The organism is Lentilitoribacter sp. Alg239-R112 (assembly GCF_900537175.1).
Classification (GTDB): Bacteria; Pseudomonadota; Alphaproteobacteria; order Rhizobiales; family Rhizobiaceae; genus Lentilitoribacter.
Genome location: NZ_LS999833.1, coordinates 2,277,213 through 2,292,030, shown reverse-complemented (window position 1 = coordinate 2,292,030; position 14,818 = coordinate 2,277,213). Strand labels below are relative to the sequence as shown.

The 14,818-nt window shown below is 44.3% G+C and carries 15 protein-coding genes; 9 read left to right on the top strand and 6 right to left on the bottom strand.

Going from position 1 to position 14,818, the window contains the following annotated elements:
- Positions 1-1,818: an ABC-F family ATP-binding cassette domain-containing protein gene (locus G3W54_RS11350; protein WP_162653154.1), complete on the top strand. Its 1,818-nt coding sequence runs from the start codon at positions 1-3 to the stop codon at positions 1,816-1,818.
- A 9-nt stretch (positions 1,819-1,827) separates the two neighbouring features.
- A complete protein-coding gene (locus G3W54_RS11345) occupies positions 1,828-2,826 on the top strand; it encodes an aldose epimerase family protein (RefSeq protein ID WP_162653153.1) in 999 nt (332 codons plus the stop codon).
- A 50-nt stretch (positions 2,827-2,876) separates the two neighbouring features.
- On the opposite strand, the gene G3W54_RS11340 is transcribed toward G3W54_RS11345, so the two are convergent.
- Positions 2,877-3,128: a YMGG-like glycine zipper-containing protein gene (locus G3W54_RS11340; protein ID WP_162653152.1), complete on the bottom strand. Its 252-nt coding sequence runs from the start codon at positions 3,126-3,128 to the stop codon at positions 2,877-2,879.
- Between the two features lie 126 nt (positions 3,129-3,254).
- On the opposite strand from G3W54_RS11340, the gene G3W54_RS11335 reads away from it, so the two are divergent.
- Entirely contained in the window at positions 3,255-4,133 is an 879-nt protein-coding gene (locus G3W54_RS11335) for an SMP-30/gluconolactonase/LRE family protein (RefSeq protein WP_162653151.1), read from the top strand.
- A gap of 38 nt (positions 4,134-4,171) precedes the next feature.
- Here the strand turns inward: G3W54_RS11335 and G3W54_RS11330 are convergent, their stop codons facing one another.
- On the bottom strand, positions 4,172-5,056 hold the full coding sequence (locus G3W54_RS11330; protein WP_162653150.1) for an MBL fold metallo-hydrolase: 885 nt from the start codon (positions 5,054-5,056) through the stop codon (positions 4,172-4,174).
- A gap of 303 nt (positions 5,057-5,359) precedes the next feature.
- Here G3W54_RS11330 and G3W54_RS11325 point away from each other — a divergent pair, with 303 nt between their 5' ends.
- Complete coding sequence (locus tag G3W54_RS11325) at positions 5,360-5,968, top strand: nucleotidyltransferase family protein (protein ID WP_162653149.1); 609 nt, start codon at positions 5,360-5,362, stop codon at positions 5,966-5,968.
- Here the strand turns inward: G3W54_RS11325 and G3W54_RS11320 are convergent.
- Positions 5,957-6,394: a DUF4864 domain-containing protein gene (locus G3W54_RS11320; protein ID WP_162653148.1), complete on the bottom strand. Its 438-nt coding sequence runs from the start codon at positions 6,392-6,394 to the stop codon at positions 5,957-5,959. The two genes, G3W54_RS11325 and G3W54_RS11320, sit on opposite strands and share 12 nt — an antisense overlap.
- A gap of 140 nt (positions 6,395-6,534) precedes the next feature.
- Between G3W54_RS11320 and G3W54_RS11315 the strand changes: the two genes are divergently transcribed.
- The gene (locus G3W54_RS11315; RefSeq protein ID WP_162653147.1) at positions 6,535-7,449 is read left to right on the top strand and encodes a LysR family transcriptional regulator; all 915 of its coding nucleotides are present in this window, start codon (positions 6,535-6,537) and stop codon (positions 7,447-7,449) included.
- 9 nt (positions 7,450-7,458) lie between these two features.
- Positions 7,459-7,665, top strand: coding sequence for a cold-shock protein (locus tag G3W54_RS11310; protein WP_162653146.1), 207 nt, complete (start codon positions 7,459-7,461; stop codon positions 7,663-7,665).
- An 8-nt stretch (positions 7,666-7,673) separates the two neighbouring features.
- On the opposite strand, the gene G3W54_RS11305 is transcribed toward G3W54_RS11310, so the two are convergent.
- Positions 7,674-9,122, bottom strand: coding sequence for an NAD-dependent succinate-semialdehyde dehydrogenase (locus G3W54_RS11305; protein ID WP_162653145.1), 1,449 nt, complete (start codon positions 9,120-9,122; stop codon positions 7,674-7,676).
- A gap of 140 nt (positions 9,123-9,262) precedes the next feature.
- Here G3W54_RS11305 and G3W54_RS11300 point away from each other — a divergent pair, with 140 nt between their 5' ends.
- The 3 genes from G3W54_RS11300 to pta all read left to right on the top strand — a co-directional run bounded on the left by G3W54_RS11300 (position 9,263) and on the right by pta (position 12,877).
- Positions 9,263-10,021, top strand: coding sequence for an IclR family transcriptional regulator (locus tag G3W54_RS11300; RefSeq protein WP_162653144.1), 759 nt, complete (start codon positions 9,263-9,265; stop codon positions 10,019-10,021).
- Positions 10,022-10,091: 70 nt separating this feature from the next.
- The gene (xsc, locus tag G3W54_RS11295) at positions 10,092-11,870 is read left to right on the top strand and encodes a sulfoacetaldehyde acetyltransferase (protein ID WP_162653143.1); all 1,779 of its coding nucleotides are present in this window, start codon (positions 10,092-10,094) and stop codon (positions 11,868-11,870) included.
- Positions 11,867-12,877 (top strand): phosphate acetyltransferase, encoded by a 1,011-nt coding sequence (pta, locus tag G3W54_RS11290; RefSeq protein WP_174244226.1) that lies wholly within the window; start codon positions 11,867-11,869, stop codon positions 12,875-12,877. Before xsc ends, pta begins: the two co-directional genes overlap by 4 nt.
- 63 nt (positions 12,878-12,940) lie before the next feature.
- On the opposite strand, the gene G3W54_RS11285 is transcribed toward pta, so the two are convergent.
- Complete coding sequence (locus tag G3W54_RS11285; RefSeq protein ID WP_162653142.1) at positions 12,941-13,555, bottom strand: MSMEG_1061 family FMN-dependent PPOX-type flavoprotein; 615 nt, start codon at positions 13,553-13,555, stop codon at positions 12,941-12,943.
- Positions 13,556-13,625: 70 nt separating this feature from the next.
- Positions 13,626-14,726: a GGDEF domain-containing protein gene (locus tag G3W54_RS11280; protein WP_162653141.1), complete on the bottom strand. Its 1,101-nt coding sequence runs from the start codon at positions 14,724-14,726 to the stop codon at positions 13,626-13,628.
- Between the last annotated feature and the right edge of the window lie 92 nt (positions 14,727-14,818).

The window sequence follows — 14,818 nt, the reverse complement described above, 5'->3', positions numbered from 1 at the left end:
ATGGCGCCTCCAATTTTAAAACTGGATAATATACATCATAGTTTTGGTGGAGATCCGTTGATTGACGATGTGAGCTTTCAGTTAACGCCGGGCGAACGCATATGCGTTATTGGCCGGAACGGCTCTGGCAAGTCAACCTTGTTGAAAATAGCTGCCGGTCTCATAGACGCTCATGGTGGTGAGATTTTTTTGCAGCCCTCAACCACTATTCGCTATCTCGAACAATCTCCAAATTTTGAAAATTTTGCAAATGTTATGGAATATGTGGAAGCAGGTTTAGGACCGGGTGATGATCCACATAGAGCCACATATCTATTATCTCATTTAGGTCTTACAGGTGAGGAAAATCCAAATCATTTATCTGGAGGCGAGGCACGTCGGGCGGCGCTTGCGCGTGTTCTTGCACCTAATCCGGATATCTTGATGCTGGATGAGCCCACCAATCACTTAGATCTGCCAACAATTGAGTGGCTTGAGGGTGAGCTTGCCAAATTGCGAAGTTCACTTCTGCTCATTTCGCATGATAGGCGTTTTCTCGAAAATGTCTCCAACGCCGTTATCTGGCTCGATCGTGGACAGGCTCGTCGGCTTGAGCGGAGTTTTTCCGATTTTGAAGCATGGCGTGATGAGATCTTAGAGGCAGAAGAGCTAGAGCAACATAAACTTGGCCGCACGATTGTACGTGAGGAACATTGGCTCAGATATGGCGTTAGTGGCCGCCGGAAGCGTAATCAGCGTCGTTTAAAGGATTTGCATAGTTTACGTGCGCAACATCGCAGTCATACCGGCCCTACGGGGAAAATAGATGCACCCAAGGTGGAAAGTAAAGAATCTGGAAAGCTGGTTATTGAGGCTAAAGGCATATCAAAAACATATGATGAGAGAACTATTGTTGATGATTTTTCAATCCGGGTCCATCGCGGTGATTGCATAGGTCTGATCGGGCCAAATGGTGCGGGTAAAACAACGCTTTTAAATATGCTAATCGGACTTTTGAAGCCGGATATTGGCCACGTTAAACTTGGTACTAACTTGGAACTTGCGCAGATTGATCAGCAACGTTCTAATTTGCCGCTTGACGAAACTCTTGCACATTATCTTACAGATGGTCGCGGAGAAAACCTGTTGGTGCGTGGTGAGCAAAAACACGTAACCGGATATATGAAAGAATTTTTGTTTGCGCCAGAACAGGCCAGAACGCCAATTCGAAAATTGTCAGGTGGGGAACGTGCGCGTTTAATTCTAGCTCGCATTTTGGCACGGAGCTCCAATCTTCTGGTGTTGGATGAACCAACCAATGACCTGGATATGGAAACGCTTGACTTGCTGCAAGAAGTGGTTGCGAATTACCCCGGTACTGTGATCCTTATTAGCCATGATAGAGACTTTTTGGACCGAACAGTTACATCTACTATTGCGCCCTCAAACCCTGAAAATCAGAATGGGAAATGGCTTGAATATGCTGGTGGATATACAGATATGTTGGCGCAGCGTAGAGAAGTTTTGGCCGCCGAGAAGAAGCTGAAACGTACGAACCAAAGCAGCGGAAAATCTAAAGATAGCGCGGCACCTAAGAACAAAAATAAATTATCTTACAATCAAAAATTCGCACTTGAGACGTTGCCAAATAAAATAGCCGAAGCTGAAGTTAAAGCATCGGAAATTGAGATAAAAATGTCTGGTGCTGATTTCTTCACAAGAGATCCTGACGGTTTTGCAAAAGCTGCAAAAGAGCTAGAAAAAATTAAAGCTGACATGACGGCTTGGGAAGAAGAGTGGCTCGAACTTGAGATGTTGCGTGAGGAATTGGAGTCATAGGAGGATTAAATGATCGAAGTTTTTGGTCAACTCGAAGGTAATGCTGTCAAGCGTATGACGCTAAAGGGCGGTGGACTGACGGCGCGGGTATTGAACTATGGTGCTTGTTTGCAAGACCTAAGACTTGAGGGGCATGATGCGTCGCTTGTTCTTGGTTATGACCGTTTCGAAGATTATTTAAATCATTCACCATATTTTGGCGCAAGTGTTGGTCGCTTTGCAAATCGGATAAAAGATGGTCATTTTCAACTTAATGGTAATAGCTACCAACTGGACCGAAATGAAACCACTGGCAATCATCTGCATGGCGGAACATCCGGCATATCTGACCGTATATGGGAAATAGAAGATGCTGGTGCCAATCATGTAAAACTTTCAATTCTCGACCCTGATGGACAATGTGGTTACCCTGGAAATTGCAAGATTACCTGTTCAATCTCTCTTCTGGATGGAGGTATATTTCGGATTATTTATCAATCTGAAACTGATCAGCCAACGATTGCAAATATAGCACATCATAGCTACTTTAACTTAGACGGTTCTGAGGATATCTATGATCATGAATTGCAAATTAACGCAGATCGTTATCTTGAGGTTGATGATGACCTCATTCCAAAAGGAATACCGAGTGCTGTCAAAGGGAGTGTTTTTGATTTTCAAAAACTCAGACCTGTTCGCGCGTTAGATGGATTTGTGGCTTATGATCACAATTTCTGCCTGTCCAATGAGCAGCGTGATAAGCGTCATGTTGCAAAGGTTTTTAGCAAGACATCTAATATCGAACTTAATGTATTTTCTACTGAGCCTGGAATCCAATTCTACGCTGGCGGTGGTATCAAGCCATCGGTTGAAGGGCTAAGTGGTCAGACATATAAGCCAGGTGCCGGATTTTGTCTTGAAACGCAGATTTGGCCGGATGCTCCGAATAATTCAACCTATCCAAATGCCATCTTAGAGGTTGGCGAAACGCGCGTTCAAGAAACGGATTACATCTTTATAAAAAAATAATGGCCGCCAATTGTTTTGGCAGCCATTACGGTTGTTCTAACAATTAAAGCTTAACAAGCGGCGATATATGATCCGCCTCGGCCATCAGAGTATCTGCATTTACCAGGTTGACCTCTGACGCTTCCTAGAAGTGCACCTGCCGCTCCGCCGACCAACGCACCTACTGCTGCGCCTCTTGCATTGCCTGATATAAGTGCGCCGGCTACGGCACCAGTTCCTGCGCCGATAGCGGCACTTTTCTCGGTTGTGGTGCATCCCCCCAGCGCTGCTGAGACTGCAATAACTGCGATAATTTTCTTCATGTCAAAAATTCCTTGTGATGATAATGAATCATAACTACAGAATATGACATAATTCGGGCTAATTCGTTAATATAAATATTAGGTCGTTTTCAGGGGACTGGTTAGACGAACATAAGGCGCATGTAGATGACTGTAGAAAGTAAATATCTAGTCTACGATGAAAGAAAATGCGAATTAGGCGAGGGCGCACTTTGGCACCCTGAGCTAAATTGTTTATTTTGGTTTGATATTTTATCCAAAACCCTCAATACAAATATCGATGGGGAAGCCAAGCAATGGAATTTTGCAGAATGTGTATCGGCTGCGGCATGGATTGATAAAAATAGTTTATTGATTTCATGTGAGACTGGCCTTTGTGAGTTTTCTATCTCGACTGGCGATATTGTTCCTATTATCCAAATTGAGGCGGAAAATTCTATTACCCGTTCCAATGATGGGAGGGCTGACCGCCAGCATGGCTTTTGGGTTAGTACCATGGGTAAGAATGCCGAAAACGAAGCAGGCGCTATATATAGATTTTGCAGAGGTGAAGTTAGAAAACTCCATGATAATGTCACAATACCAAATTCGATATGCTTTTCTCCAAATGGTGAGTACGCGTATTTCACAGATACACCGACAAAGAAAATTATGCGGCAAGCGTTGGATCAAGCAACTGGTTGGCCAATCTCTGATCCAGATGTTTATCTTGACTTTACAAACCAAAACGGCGGACCTGATGGCGCTGTAACAGATAAAAATGGAAATATCTGGGTGGCTTTTTGGGGTAGAGGCTGCGTTGAAGGATTTGATCCAAGCGGTAACTCGGTTGGGCGTTTAAATTTTCCGGCAACCCAGACGACTTGCCCTGCATTCGGTGGCCAAGACTTTAAAACTCTGTTTGTGACAAGTGCTATGGAAGGATTAAGCGAGGAGCATAGAGATGCATCTTCGCCCCAAGGAAAGACGTTTTACAGATCAATTGATTTTAGAGGTCTTCCAGAGCCAAATGTAGTTCTTAAATAGAAGTAGTTGCGCTGGTTTCTTCATGTCGTTCAAGTCATCTAAAGTCCATTGACAGGAATTTTGAGGACCGGATTGCCGTCTTCGTCTTGAGGCACATGACCTGCACGCATGTTGACCTGAAGAGATGGAATAATTAATTTGGGTACCGAAAGTTGGGCATCACGTTCGGTTCTAAATTTTACGAATTCTTCTTTTGTCTTGCCCGAACCTACATGTATGTTGAATTTCTTTTCATCTCCGACGGTGGTTTCCCACTTGATATCTCGGCCATTTGGTCCGTAATCATGACACATGAAGAGACGCGTTTGTTCAGGTAGCGCAAGGACTTTCTGAATACTATCGTAAAGTTGCCCCGCATCACCTCCTGGAAAATCTGCGCGAGCAGAACCGCCGTCTGGCATGAACAGTGTATCACCAGCAAAAGCAGCATCTCCCATCACATGCACCATGCAAGCTGGCGTGTGGCCAGGCGTATAGATTGCAAATGCAGTCATGTTGCCAATTTGATATGTGTCGCCATCTTCAAACAACGCATCAAATTGCGAACCGTCCCGTTGGAAATCGGTTCCTTCATTGAAAATTTTTCCGAAGGTGTCCTGGATGACCATAATTTTTTGGCCGATACCTATCTTCCCTCCAAGTTTGTCTTGGATGTAGGGAGCCGCAGACAAATGATCGGCGTGGACATGTGTTTCTATGATCCATTCAAGTTTCAGCTCATTGTCTTTAATGAAGTTTATCATTTTATCTGCATGGTCATGAGTTATGCGACCAGCCGCATAGTCGATATCCATTACGGAATCGATAATAGCGCAAGCAGTTGAGCTTGGGTCTTTGACGATATAGCTGATTGTATTTGTAGCTTCGTCAAAAAAAGCGGTGACTTCTGGCTTAACATCCATCCTTACAGGGTAGAGTGACATATCTTTTCCGTTCGCTTTATATATTTGGATCAGCTTTGCATATATCTCGCCATTTTGAAACATCTGTAGTAGGCGTAATTGATGTCGCGTATGTATTCAAGGTAGGTTTTCATGTGGCTTATATTTGCGTTCGTCAGTTGAACGCAGAGGGGTGGGAGATATTCATAATTACATAACATGCAAGCTCATCCGACAAGTTGTGTTAAGCTATCTAAAGAGCGGTGAAAGTAACGCATTGGCTACGATCGTATCCATTTTGGGAAATGACTTTGGAATTATGTCAACGATATTTGGCGAAGTTAAATGAGTAACAGAACCGAGATAACAGCGATCATACTTGCAGCAGGGTCATCGTCGCGTATGGGTGAAGATGACAAATTGATGATGATGATAGACAATAAGCCGTTGTTACATCGAACGGTGAAAAATGTCTGTGCATCGGATATATCAAAATGCATTGTCGTTGTAAGGAGTGGTATTGAGAAATACCGTGCTTTGCTTGTTGGTTTTGATGTTGAAATTATCTGCGCCACGGAAGCTTATAAAGGTATGTCGGCATCAATGAAAGCGGGGGTCAATGCCGCTGGCGAAGATGCAGGAGGATATTTGATTTGTCTTGCAGATATGCCAGATTTAACGCCGAACCATATTAATGAAATACTTTCAACTCATCAGACTGGTAAGATTGTTCGCCCAAAAACTGATGATGGTCGTTATGGGCATCCTGTCTTGTTCGATCAATGTTATTATAGTGAACTGAAAAACATGTCAGGCGATGAGGGTGCGCGTGCGCTCATTAAGTCTGAACAAGAAAATGTAATTGAGCTTGAGATGGATGATGCAATTCTCATTGACCTCGATACGCCTGAAGCATGGGCAAGTTGGACGGGTGGTGCAAAATTAAAGTGTTGAGTTTTCGCTACGCCTCATTTGTACGCCCATTATTTTCCAACTGCCATCATCTTGCTTTGATAATGCGTAAATTGACTCCCAAGTATTTCCACGCTCTCCCGTTAAGATCAATTCTTGATATATGTTGCCGTTTTCAACTTTGCTACGGCCAAAATCATAGGTTGTTGATCGATAGATTGCTCCGTATCCACGTTCAACCATTGCCATAAAATGGGTAGGGTTTGGGTACATCTTTTTAATGGATGGAGCTGCGTGCGAATAAGCACGAGCCCCATCATTTTTGATAAAAGCGGAAAGTTGATCGGAAATTACTCTTTGAACTTCTAACGTGTCAGATTTTGCAATGTTTTGGGCCGTCGCTCCAATCACAAAACCACTCAGGAAAAGAACTACGCATGCAACAAGGGTTTTAATTTGTCGTGTCATGATATTTACCTCTCGTTAACCAATACGTCATTGTTTTGAGCTTGGATCATATTGAGCGAAAATATAGCGTCATTTAATTGTGTAATGTTGCGGATTGTGCAACAAATTTTTGACGTACAAATTTACGGAGATGAATCTTCATGGCTGGTCAGATTGAGCGAATACGTGTTTTTGCAGAAGTTGCAGAACATAAAAGTTTTGCCGAAGCTGCGCGGCAATTGGGCATTACGCGCTCGATTGCGACGCGCTATGTTGGAGAACTTGAAGCATTGCTCGGCGTGCAGTTACTTGTCCGAACAACTCGGAAGGTTTCGCTGACTGTTGCAGGTCAGATTTATCTGGAACGTACACAGCCTTTGCTGGGTGAACTTAATCGTGCCGATGAACTTGTACGCCAACAGCATGAAACATTACAGGGCAAGCTGCGTGTGAGTGTGCCGTTCTCGCTTGGGCAACGGATATTACCTCAGATATTAAGCCGCTTGATGATGACATATCCTGATCTGGAACTTGATATAGAATTGTCGGATGAGTTTGTTGATATTGTTAAAGATGGATTTGATATGTCATTGCGCATTTCAGGGCCACCGTCCGATGTTTCGACAATCTGGCGTAAAATTGCCGTTGTCCCGAGAATATTTGTGGGAAGCCCGGCTTACTTGCGCAATTATGGTGAACCTCAAGGTCCTTCCGAACTCGGGCGACGTATGCGACTGGGTTATTCACATTTTGCCTCCGGTCATCAGTTTCAAGTTACATCTTTGATTGATGGAAGTGTCGAAACTGTTGCAAGCGAACATAACTTTATCTGCAATAATGGTGATCTGATCGCAGATCTCGCTGCTGCTGGGCATGGGATTATTGCTATCCCTAAATTTATGATTTTGAATCATTTGGAAGAAGGAAGTCTTGTTGAAATTCTTCATGACTGGCAGTCGCCGGAAATTTGGATGACAGCCTATTATCCGCCTTATGAAAAGCTGCCCGCAAAAGTGGAAGCATTCACCAGTTTTGTCGAAGACTATGTGAAAGCAAACCCGACCTTATTAACGTAAAGGCATGAGATGATTTCTGGTGTTGTAAAATGGTTTGACCAAGCAAAAGGTTTTGGCTTTATCACGCGCGAAGATAATGGTGCAGAGGTGTTTGTTCATATTTCAGAGGTTGAACGATGTGGACTTTCAGGTTTGGAGCAGGGGCAGAAGGTGAGCTTAGAGACCGGAAAGGGCCGCAACGGTTTTGATGCGGCATATAATTTGAAAATAGCCTGATGCCTGTTCTAGACGCTCATACAGACATATTTTAGTTCAAGAAAATCGTCGATACCATATTTAGAACCTTCTCGACCGAGACCAGATTGTTTGACCCCGCCAAATGGTCCCTCTGCAGATGAGATCAATCCTGTGTTGACGCCTACGATCCCGTATTCAAGTGCCTCAGTGACTTTCCAAACACGACTAAGATCGTTGGAGTAGAAATAGCAAGCCAGTCCGAATTCGGTATCGTTGGCCCGTTCAATGACTTCATCCTCCGTTTCAAATCTATAAAGAGGTGCTATCGGTCCAAAGGTTTCCTCACGCGTAATTTTCATATCATTTGTAACATCAGCTAATACGGTAGGTTCGAAGAAGAGTTCGCCTTTATCGCTGCGTTTGCCGCCGGTTAGAACCTTAGCGCCCTTTGATGTTGCATCTGATAAATGATCTTCAACTTTCGCCAGGCCAGTCTTGCTGATGAGCGGGCCAATTTTTGTTGTGTCTTCTGAACCACGGCCAATTGTAAGATCAGACATTGCATCGGCGAGTTTCTTCGCAAATTTGTCATACACAGCGGATTGTACATAAATACGGTTTGCGCAGACGCATGTTTGTCCAGCGTTACGGAACTTGGAAATGAGGCAGCCCTCAATTGCTTTATCGATATCGGCGTCATCAAAGACAATGAATGGCGCATTGCCACCAAGTTCAAGTGATAGCTTCTTAATGTCTCCGGCACATTGTTGCATAAGTATTGAGCCAACACGAGTTGAGCCTGTGAATGTAATTTTTCGAACTTTTGTATTCTCGCATAGCTCTTTGCCCATTTCTGCGGCATCCGAGCCAGTTACGATATTCAAAACACCCTTTGGAATGCCAGCGCGTTCCGCCAAGACAGCCATGACCGTCGCAGATAGGGGAGTAAGTTCCGCAGGTCGGCCAACAAATGTGCAGCCTGATGCTAGGGCAGGGGCTACTTTGCGAGCGATCATCGCGTTGGGAAAGTTCCATGGTGTAATGGAGCCAACAACTCCAATTGGCTGTTTGAGCACTATTATTCGTTTGTCGCGTTGATGACCTGGGATGATGTCGCCGTCAATGCGGCGTGCTTCCTCTGCAAACCAGCGGATGAAACTTGCACCATAACCGATTTCACCACGTGCCTCAGTGATGGGTTTTCCCATTTCTGCCGTTAGGATTTGCGCCATGTCTTCCTGGTTTTCTAAAATGAGATCATGCCACTTTAAAAGAATATCAGCGCGTTCCTTTGCGGTATAAGCTGCCCAGTCTTTTTGTGCTGCATAGGCCGCGTCAATGGCTTTGCGAACACCAGTTTTGCCGAAATCAGCAACCTTTGCGACGAGATTTCCGTCTGCGGGATTGACGACGTCAAAAGTATTTTTGCTGTTTTCCCACACTCCTCCAATAAGGCTTCGCGTTTCAAGAAGAGTTGGATCGTTTAATTTCAACATGTTAGCTCCAATTACGAAAAATAGTTCAGTATATCGAACTTGGTTCTTGATTTTGATTGTTAGTTCATTTATAGAATGTCGTCAACGGGGCAAGTATGCCTTCATTATTATTAATAACACCTAAGGAGAGGAGAGGTTTTATGTCTGATCAAGATCACCAAGTTAAACTTGTTCCTGCTCTTGCTCGTGGTGTGCAAATTCTCGATGTAATTGGTCGCCATCCCTCCGGTATGAGCGCTAAAGATATTGCGGATGAATTAGGTCTCGCTAAGAGCACGATCCATGGACTTTGCAGCACACTGGTCTCGCTAAACTTGCTTGTTCGTCGTGCGGATCAATCCTATCAAATGGGTCCACATGTGATGCGGTGGGCAAATGCATTTACTGCGCGCAGTGATATCGCCAGCGAATTTGCCACCATCTGGGATGATGGTACAGATTTGCCGGGAGCGACAATTACGCTCTCCGTTTTAGAGAATACCGACATTATATATATTGCAGCACGAAACTCAGAGGCTACAGAGGGGCGCTTTGACTTCCGTTCCGGTATGCGATTGCCAGCTAGTATTACCGCAACTGGTAAAGCCATGATGAGCCATATGAATGAATTTGATGTTCGGCAACTATACGCAAATGTTGCTGACGCTGAAAGCATTGATGCTCTGATTAAACAATTACAATCTGATAAGGCATGCGGCTACTCGTTTGATAATGAAGATGTGAGCGAGGGATTGGTTTGCTATGGCGCTCCTGTTTTGGATTCAAAGAATAAACCTATCGCGGGCATTGCTGTGAGTATGCTTAAGGAAGACGCAACACCTGAAAAGGGTAAGCAAATTGTTGCCAATTTGACGGACATTGCCGTCAAATTATCCATTCGAATGGGGGCTGACGTTTAATGGGTACTAAAAGCTCTGAATTAGAATAACTAATAAAAACTACAAACATCGGTGAGAAGGATTACCAGTTATGAAAATGACAACAGAAGAGGCGTTTGTAAAAACGCTACAAATGCACGGTATCGAACATGCATTCGGTATTATCGGGTCAGCTATGATGGCGATTTCTGATATTTTTCCAGCTGCTGGAATCAAATTTTGGGATTGTGCACACGAAACATCAGGCGGCATGATTGCGGACGGTTTTACTCGCGCATCAGGCAAAATGTCTATGATGATTGCGCAAAACGGTCCTGGTATTACAAACTTCGTAACGCCTGTAAAAACTGCTTATTGGAACCATACCCCGCTTCTTTTGGTTACGCCTCAAGCAGCGAATAAAACAATTGGTCAAGGTGGTTTCCAGGAAATCGAGCAAATGAAATTGTTTGAAGACATGGTTTGCTATCAAGAAGAAGTTCGTGATCCTTCACGTATGGCCGAAGTTCTTAATCGTGTGATCGAAAAAGCATGGCGCGGTTCTGCTCCTGCTCAAATCAATGTTCCGCGTGATTTCTGGACCCAGGTGATTGATATTGAGCTTCCTCAAATTGTTCGTCTTGAGCGTCCTCGCGGTGGTGCGGATGCAATCCAAGAAGCTGCTGATCTTTTAGCATCTGCAAAATTCCCGGTTATCCTAAACGGTGCTGGCGTTATTCTTGCCGGCGCAATTCCAGCATCTGCATCTTTGGCAGAAAAATTGTCTGCTCCGGTTTGCTGCGGTTATCAGCATAATGATGCGTTCCCAGGTTCACACCCAATGCATGCTGGCCCACTTGGTTACAATGGTTCAAAAGCTGCGATGGAACTGATTGCAAAAGCTGACGTTGTGCTGGCTTTGGGTACGCGTTTGAACCCGTTTTCAACGCTTCCAGGTTACGGCATAGATTACTGGCCAAAAGATGCCAAAATCATCCAAGTCGACATGAATTCGGATCGTATTGGTTTGACGAAGAAAGTATCAGTGGCAATCCAAGGCGATGCGAAGCTTGTTGCTGAGCAAATTCTTGATAAGCTACCTGCAACTGCTGGCGATGCTGGCCGTTCTGACCGTGAAGCTCTTGTTCACCAAACCAAATCATCATGGGCGCAAACTCTAACATCAATGGACCACGAGGATGATGATCCGGGCACAAACTGGAACGAGCGTGCACGTGACCGCGAACCAGAACGTATGTCGCCGCGTATGGCTTGGCGTGCAATTCAATCAGCGCTTCCTAAAGATGCTATTATTTCATCTGACATTGGCAATAACTGTGCGATTGGTAATGCATATCCATCATTTGATGAGCCACGTAAATACCTAGCTCCAGGTCTATTTGGTCCTTGTGGCTATGGTCTTCCCGCAATTGTTGGTGCGAAGATCGCTTGCCCAGAAACACCAGTAGTTGGTTTTGCCGGTGATGGTGCGTTTGGTATTTCTATGAACGAAATGACTGCGATTGGCCGTAATGACTGGCCACCGATCACAATGGTTATCTTCCGTAACTACCAGTGGGGTGCTGAAAAACGTAACACAACATTGTGGTTTAAAGACAACTTTGTGGGTACTGAGCTAAATCTTGGTGTGGAATATGCGAAAATCGCAGAAGGTTGCGGTCTTAAGGGCGTTCAAGTTCGTTCAATGGATGCATTGACAGAAGCACTTAATACTGCTGTTGAAGGCCAAATGCAGCGCAACGAGACAACATTTATCGAAGTTGTGTTGAACCAAGAACTTGGTGAGCCATTCCGTCGGGATGCGATGAAGCAACCTGTTGTTGTTGCTGGCATCAACAAAGATGATATGCGACCACAGAACGTATCATGATCAACCCGCTAGATCTGATCTACGAAAAAGCTCGGGATACCAATTGCCGTATTGTTTTGGCAGAGGGTGAAGACCCGCGCATATTGGAAGGCGCAGTTCGTGCGAGCGAACTGCGTCTTGCAACTCCGATTTTAATTGGTCGGCAAGATACAATTAATGCTTTGGCACAGGAAAAGGGTCTTGATATTAATGGAATTGAGATCATTGATATTGCTACCAGCTCTTTATTGGATAGTTACGCAAAGGCGTATGCCGACTATTATAAAAATCATCCTAAGCCTAGAGTTTTCTCAGAAGAGGAAAGCTTAAAGGCTATGAAAGATCCATTGTCGTTTGCAGCTATGATGGTGCGTCTTGGTGATGCTGATGGTTCGGTGGCGGGTGCCGTTGCAACGACAGCAGAAACCGTGCGGGCAGCATTTCGGCTTATTGGGAAGGCAAAAGACGCAAAATCTGTCTCCAGTTTCTTTCTTATGGTTATGAACCAAGAACACCATGTGCGAAAAGAGACTGTCGTATTCGCAGATTGTGCTATTAGTATTGACCCATCAGATGAGGAATTATCAGACATCGCAATTGCCTCGGCGAATTCATTCGCTAGGTTTACGAATGCTGAACCTAGAGTCGCGATGTTGAGTTTTTCCTCTCTTGGAAGTGCGTCACATGCCGTTGTGAAAAAAGTTGAGAGCGCTGCAAATCTTGTGAAAGAAAAACGCCCTGATCTAATAGTTGATGGCGAGGTGCAGTTTGATGCTGCTTTTGTGCCATCTGTTGCATCATCCAAAATTCCGAGTTCACCTTTAAAAGGTGATGCAAATGTATTTGTGTTTCCTAACTTGGAAGCAGGAAATATTGGGTATAAAATTGCACAGCGCATCGGTGGTGCAAAGGCCATTGGACCAATTCTTCAAGGGCTAGCGAAACCAGCTAATGATTTATCTCGTGGGTGTAGTGCGCAAGATGTGTGTGATTGTATCGCAATCACAGCGCTTCAAGCACAGGACTGACACTAAGCATGGCTTGAACCGTGCTTACTTATGATGTTTTACATCGTTCATTTGATCTGTGTTCTATTCTGCTGACCACATAGTTTTTGCCGCGCGCGCAGTCCATTCTTTGTCATATATCTGCGCATCGAAATCACCATTGGCTGCTTCTTTGAGTAACTCGCCGATTGTGGGTAGCGTTGAAAGGTCGGGCCTTTCGTTCCAATGATTGGCGCGAATAAGTGCCCTTGCGCATTGGGAATATACTTCACCTATCTTGACTATTATTACACTGCGAGGAGAGGCATTCTTACGTGAGAGTTTTTGGATCACCTCACGTTCTATCGTAACGTATGCGTGCCCATTAACCCTAATGACATTGTTAGAGCCACCTACAAAAAACATCAACGAAACTCGTTTGTCGCGGACAATATTACGAAGGCTATCGATGCGATTATTGCCTCGCCAATCAGGTATAGCCAACGTCTCATCATCCAGAATCCGTGCAACTGGTTCTTCATCACCGCGCGGACTTGCGTCGGTTCCTTCTGGGCCTACAGTTGATAGAATACAAAGTTTTGAATGTTCGACCCATGAGCGATGTCCAGGAGTTAACTTACTACAAACTTTTATAATCGATGCCCCAGATGGTGCGCTGTAAACTTTTTCCAGATGTTCGATGGTTTCGATGAATTTCATAGGTTACTCCGGAGCTGTGAATCACTGAGGAGTATACTATCGGAAACCGTCTATTTAAACGAGCTGTCGCTTAAGATGCTTCGTAAAATGAATAGGAGGCGCGTTCGAGATCTGTATCACCAGTGCGACGTTCTTCAAAGACGGTTACTTGGTTGCCGTTTTTCGACTTTGACATGCTCAGTGCAGCTTCTGCCCTGGACATTAATTCACCAGTTGATGTCGCGATATTCGAACCGCAAATGCCACCTGAAATCGTAACGCTTCCAATAGGTTGGCCATTGCTGGCATTAAGAAGAGGTGTTTTAGCCGTTATCGCTTTGGCTTTATCTGCGATGCTTTTAGCTGTTTGATCATTAATATTCCAGAACAGAACAGAGAATTGCGTGTCGCCAGAGCGAGCCAGAAAATCACTATCCTGACAAACTTGCTCAATGATCGCACCGATATGGACGACAAATTTGTCTGCAATTAGTGAACCAAGATTTTCTTTAATATTGGTATGAGCATCGATATCTATAACGAGCAATGAGCAATTACGGGCGCGTTCACCCTTGTAAATTGTGAGCAATTCTTTGTTGAATGCACGTCTGTTTGGCAGCCCAGTAAGCGCATCCATGAATTTTTGTTGTTTGAAATCACTCAAACCTTGGGCAACACCATCGAGGCGTCTTGCTTGAGCGGAGACAGCTTCACGGACTTTTTTGCCTTCCTCCATCTTTTGCTGTGTTGCAGCTGTAATAGTGGAAAGTGTACTTTTTAGCTTCTCAGGGGAAACATTTTTAGGGTCAGCGAGTGTTTGAGTTTGTTGTTTGATAACTTGATCAAATTTTTCGAGTGAATTACTTTCGGATTGCACCAATTCGATAAATTCGTTTAACTCATCGCCAACCGTCTCGATGGATTCCGAGGCAATGTCATCTTCCATGTGATGCGAAATATGTTTTCTGATAAGCGGATCGAGATCTTGTTGCGTAATGTTTTTACTTAACTGACTGAATTCTTTCCGTAATTCATCATTTTCGCCGCTAAGAACTGCAAAAATTAGTTCAAAATTAGCTGGTGTACACTCAATATTCATGCGCTGCATGAAGCCCGCGATTTTCGCCATTGCACTTGCAGTTGGTGTTGCACGTCGCTGTTGCTGGCCAGACTTCTTAGTTTCAATATTCATTTATGATAGACTCGATTTTGTACTTTTCCATATCTGTGAAATACGGACCCCATAGTCTATTAACCCATCAATTTATTAACAAACATATTCAA

Bases quoted from the DNA above. Each gene is read 5' to 3' on its own strand.
- G3W54_RS11335 (WP_162653151.1), top strand. From the start codon at position 3,255: ATGACTGTAGAAAGTAAATATCTAGTCTACGATGAAAGAAAATGCGAA.
- G3W54_RS11330 (WP_162653150.1), bottom strand. From the start codon at position 5,056: ATGTCACTCTACCCTGTAAGGATGGATGTTAAGCCAGAAGTCACCGCT.
- G3W54_RS11345 (WP_162653153.1), top strand. From the start codon at position 1,828: ATGATCGAAGTTTTTGGTCAACTCGAAGGTAATGCTGTCAAGCGTATG.
- G3W54_RS11310 (WP_162653146.1), top strand. From the start codon at position 7,459: ATGATTTCTGGTGTTGTAAAATGGTTTGACCAAGCAAAAGGTTTTGGC.
- G3W54_RS11315 (WP_162653147.1), top strand. From the start codon at position 6,535: ATGGCTGGTCAGATTGAGCGAATACGTGTTTTTGCAGAAGTTGCAGAA.
- G3W54_RS11285 (WP_162653142.1), bottom strand. From the start codon at position 13,555: ATGAAATTCATCGAAACCATCGAACATCTGGAAAAAGTTTACAGCGCA.
- G3W54_RS11340 (WP_162653152.1), bottom strand. From the start codon at position 3,128: ATGAAGAAAATTATCGCAGTTATTGCAGTCTCAGCAGCGCTGGGGGGA.
- G3W54_RS11305 (WP_162653145.1), bottom strand. From the start codon at position 9,122: ATGTTGAAATTAAACGATCCAACTCTTCTTGAAACGCGAAGCCTTATT.
- G3W54_RS11280 (WP_162653141.1), bottom strand. From the start codon at position 14,726: ATGAATATTGAAACTAAGAAGTCTGGCCAGCAACAGCGACGTGCAACA.
- G3W54_RS11350 (WP_162653154.1), top strand. From the start codon at position 1: ATGGCGCCTCCAATTTTAAAACTGGATAATATACATCATAGTTTTGGT.
- G3W54_RS11320 (WP_162653148.1), bottom strand. From the start codon at position 6,394: ATGACACGACAAATTAAAACCCTTGTTGCATGCGTAGTTCTTTTCCTG.
- xsc (WP_162653143.1), top strand. From the start codon at position 10,092: ATGAAAATGACAACAGAAGAGGCGTTTGTAAAAACGCTACAAATGCAC.
- G3W54_RS11300 (WP_162653144.1), top strand. From the start codon at position 9,263: ATGTCTGATCAAGATCACCAAGTTAAACTTGTTCCTGCTCTTGCTCGT.
- G3W54_RS11325 (WP_162653149.1), top strand. From the start codon at position 5,360: ATGAGTAACAGAACCGAGATAACAGCGATCATACTTGCAGCAGGGTCA.
- pta (WP_174244226.1), top strand. From the start codon at position 11,867: ATGATCAACCCGCTAGATCTGATCTACGAAAAAGCTCGGGATACCAAT.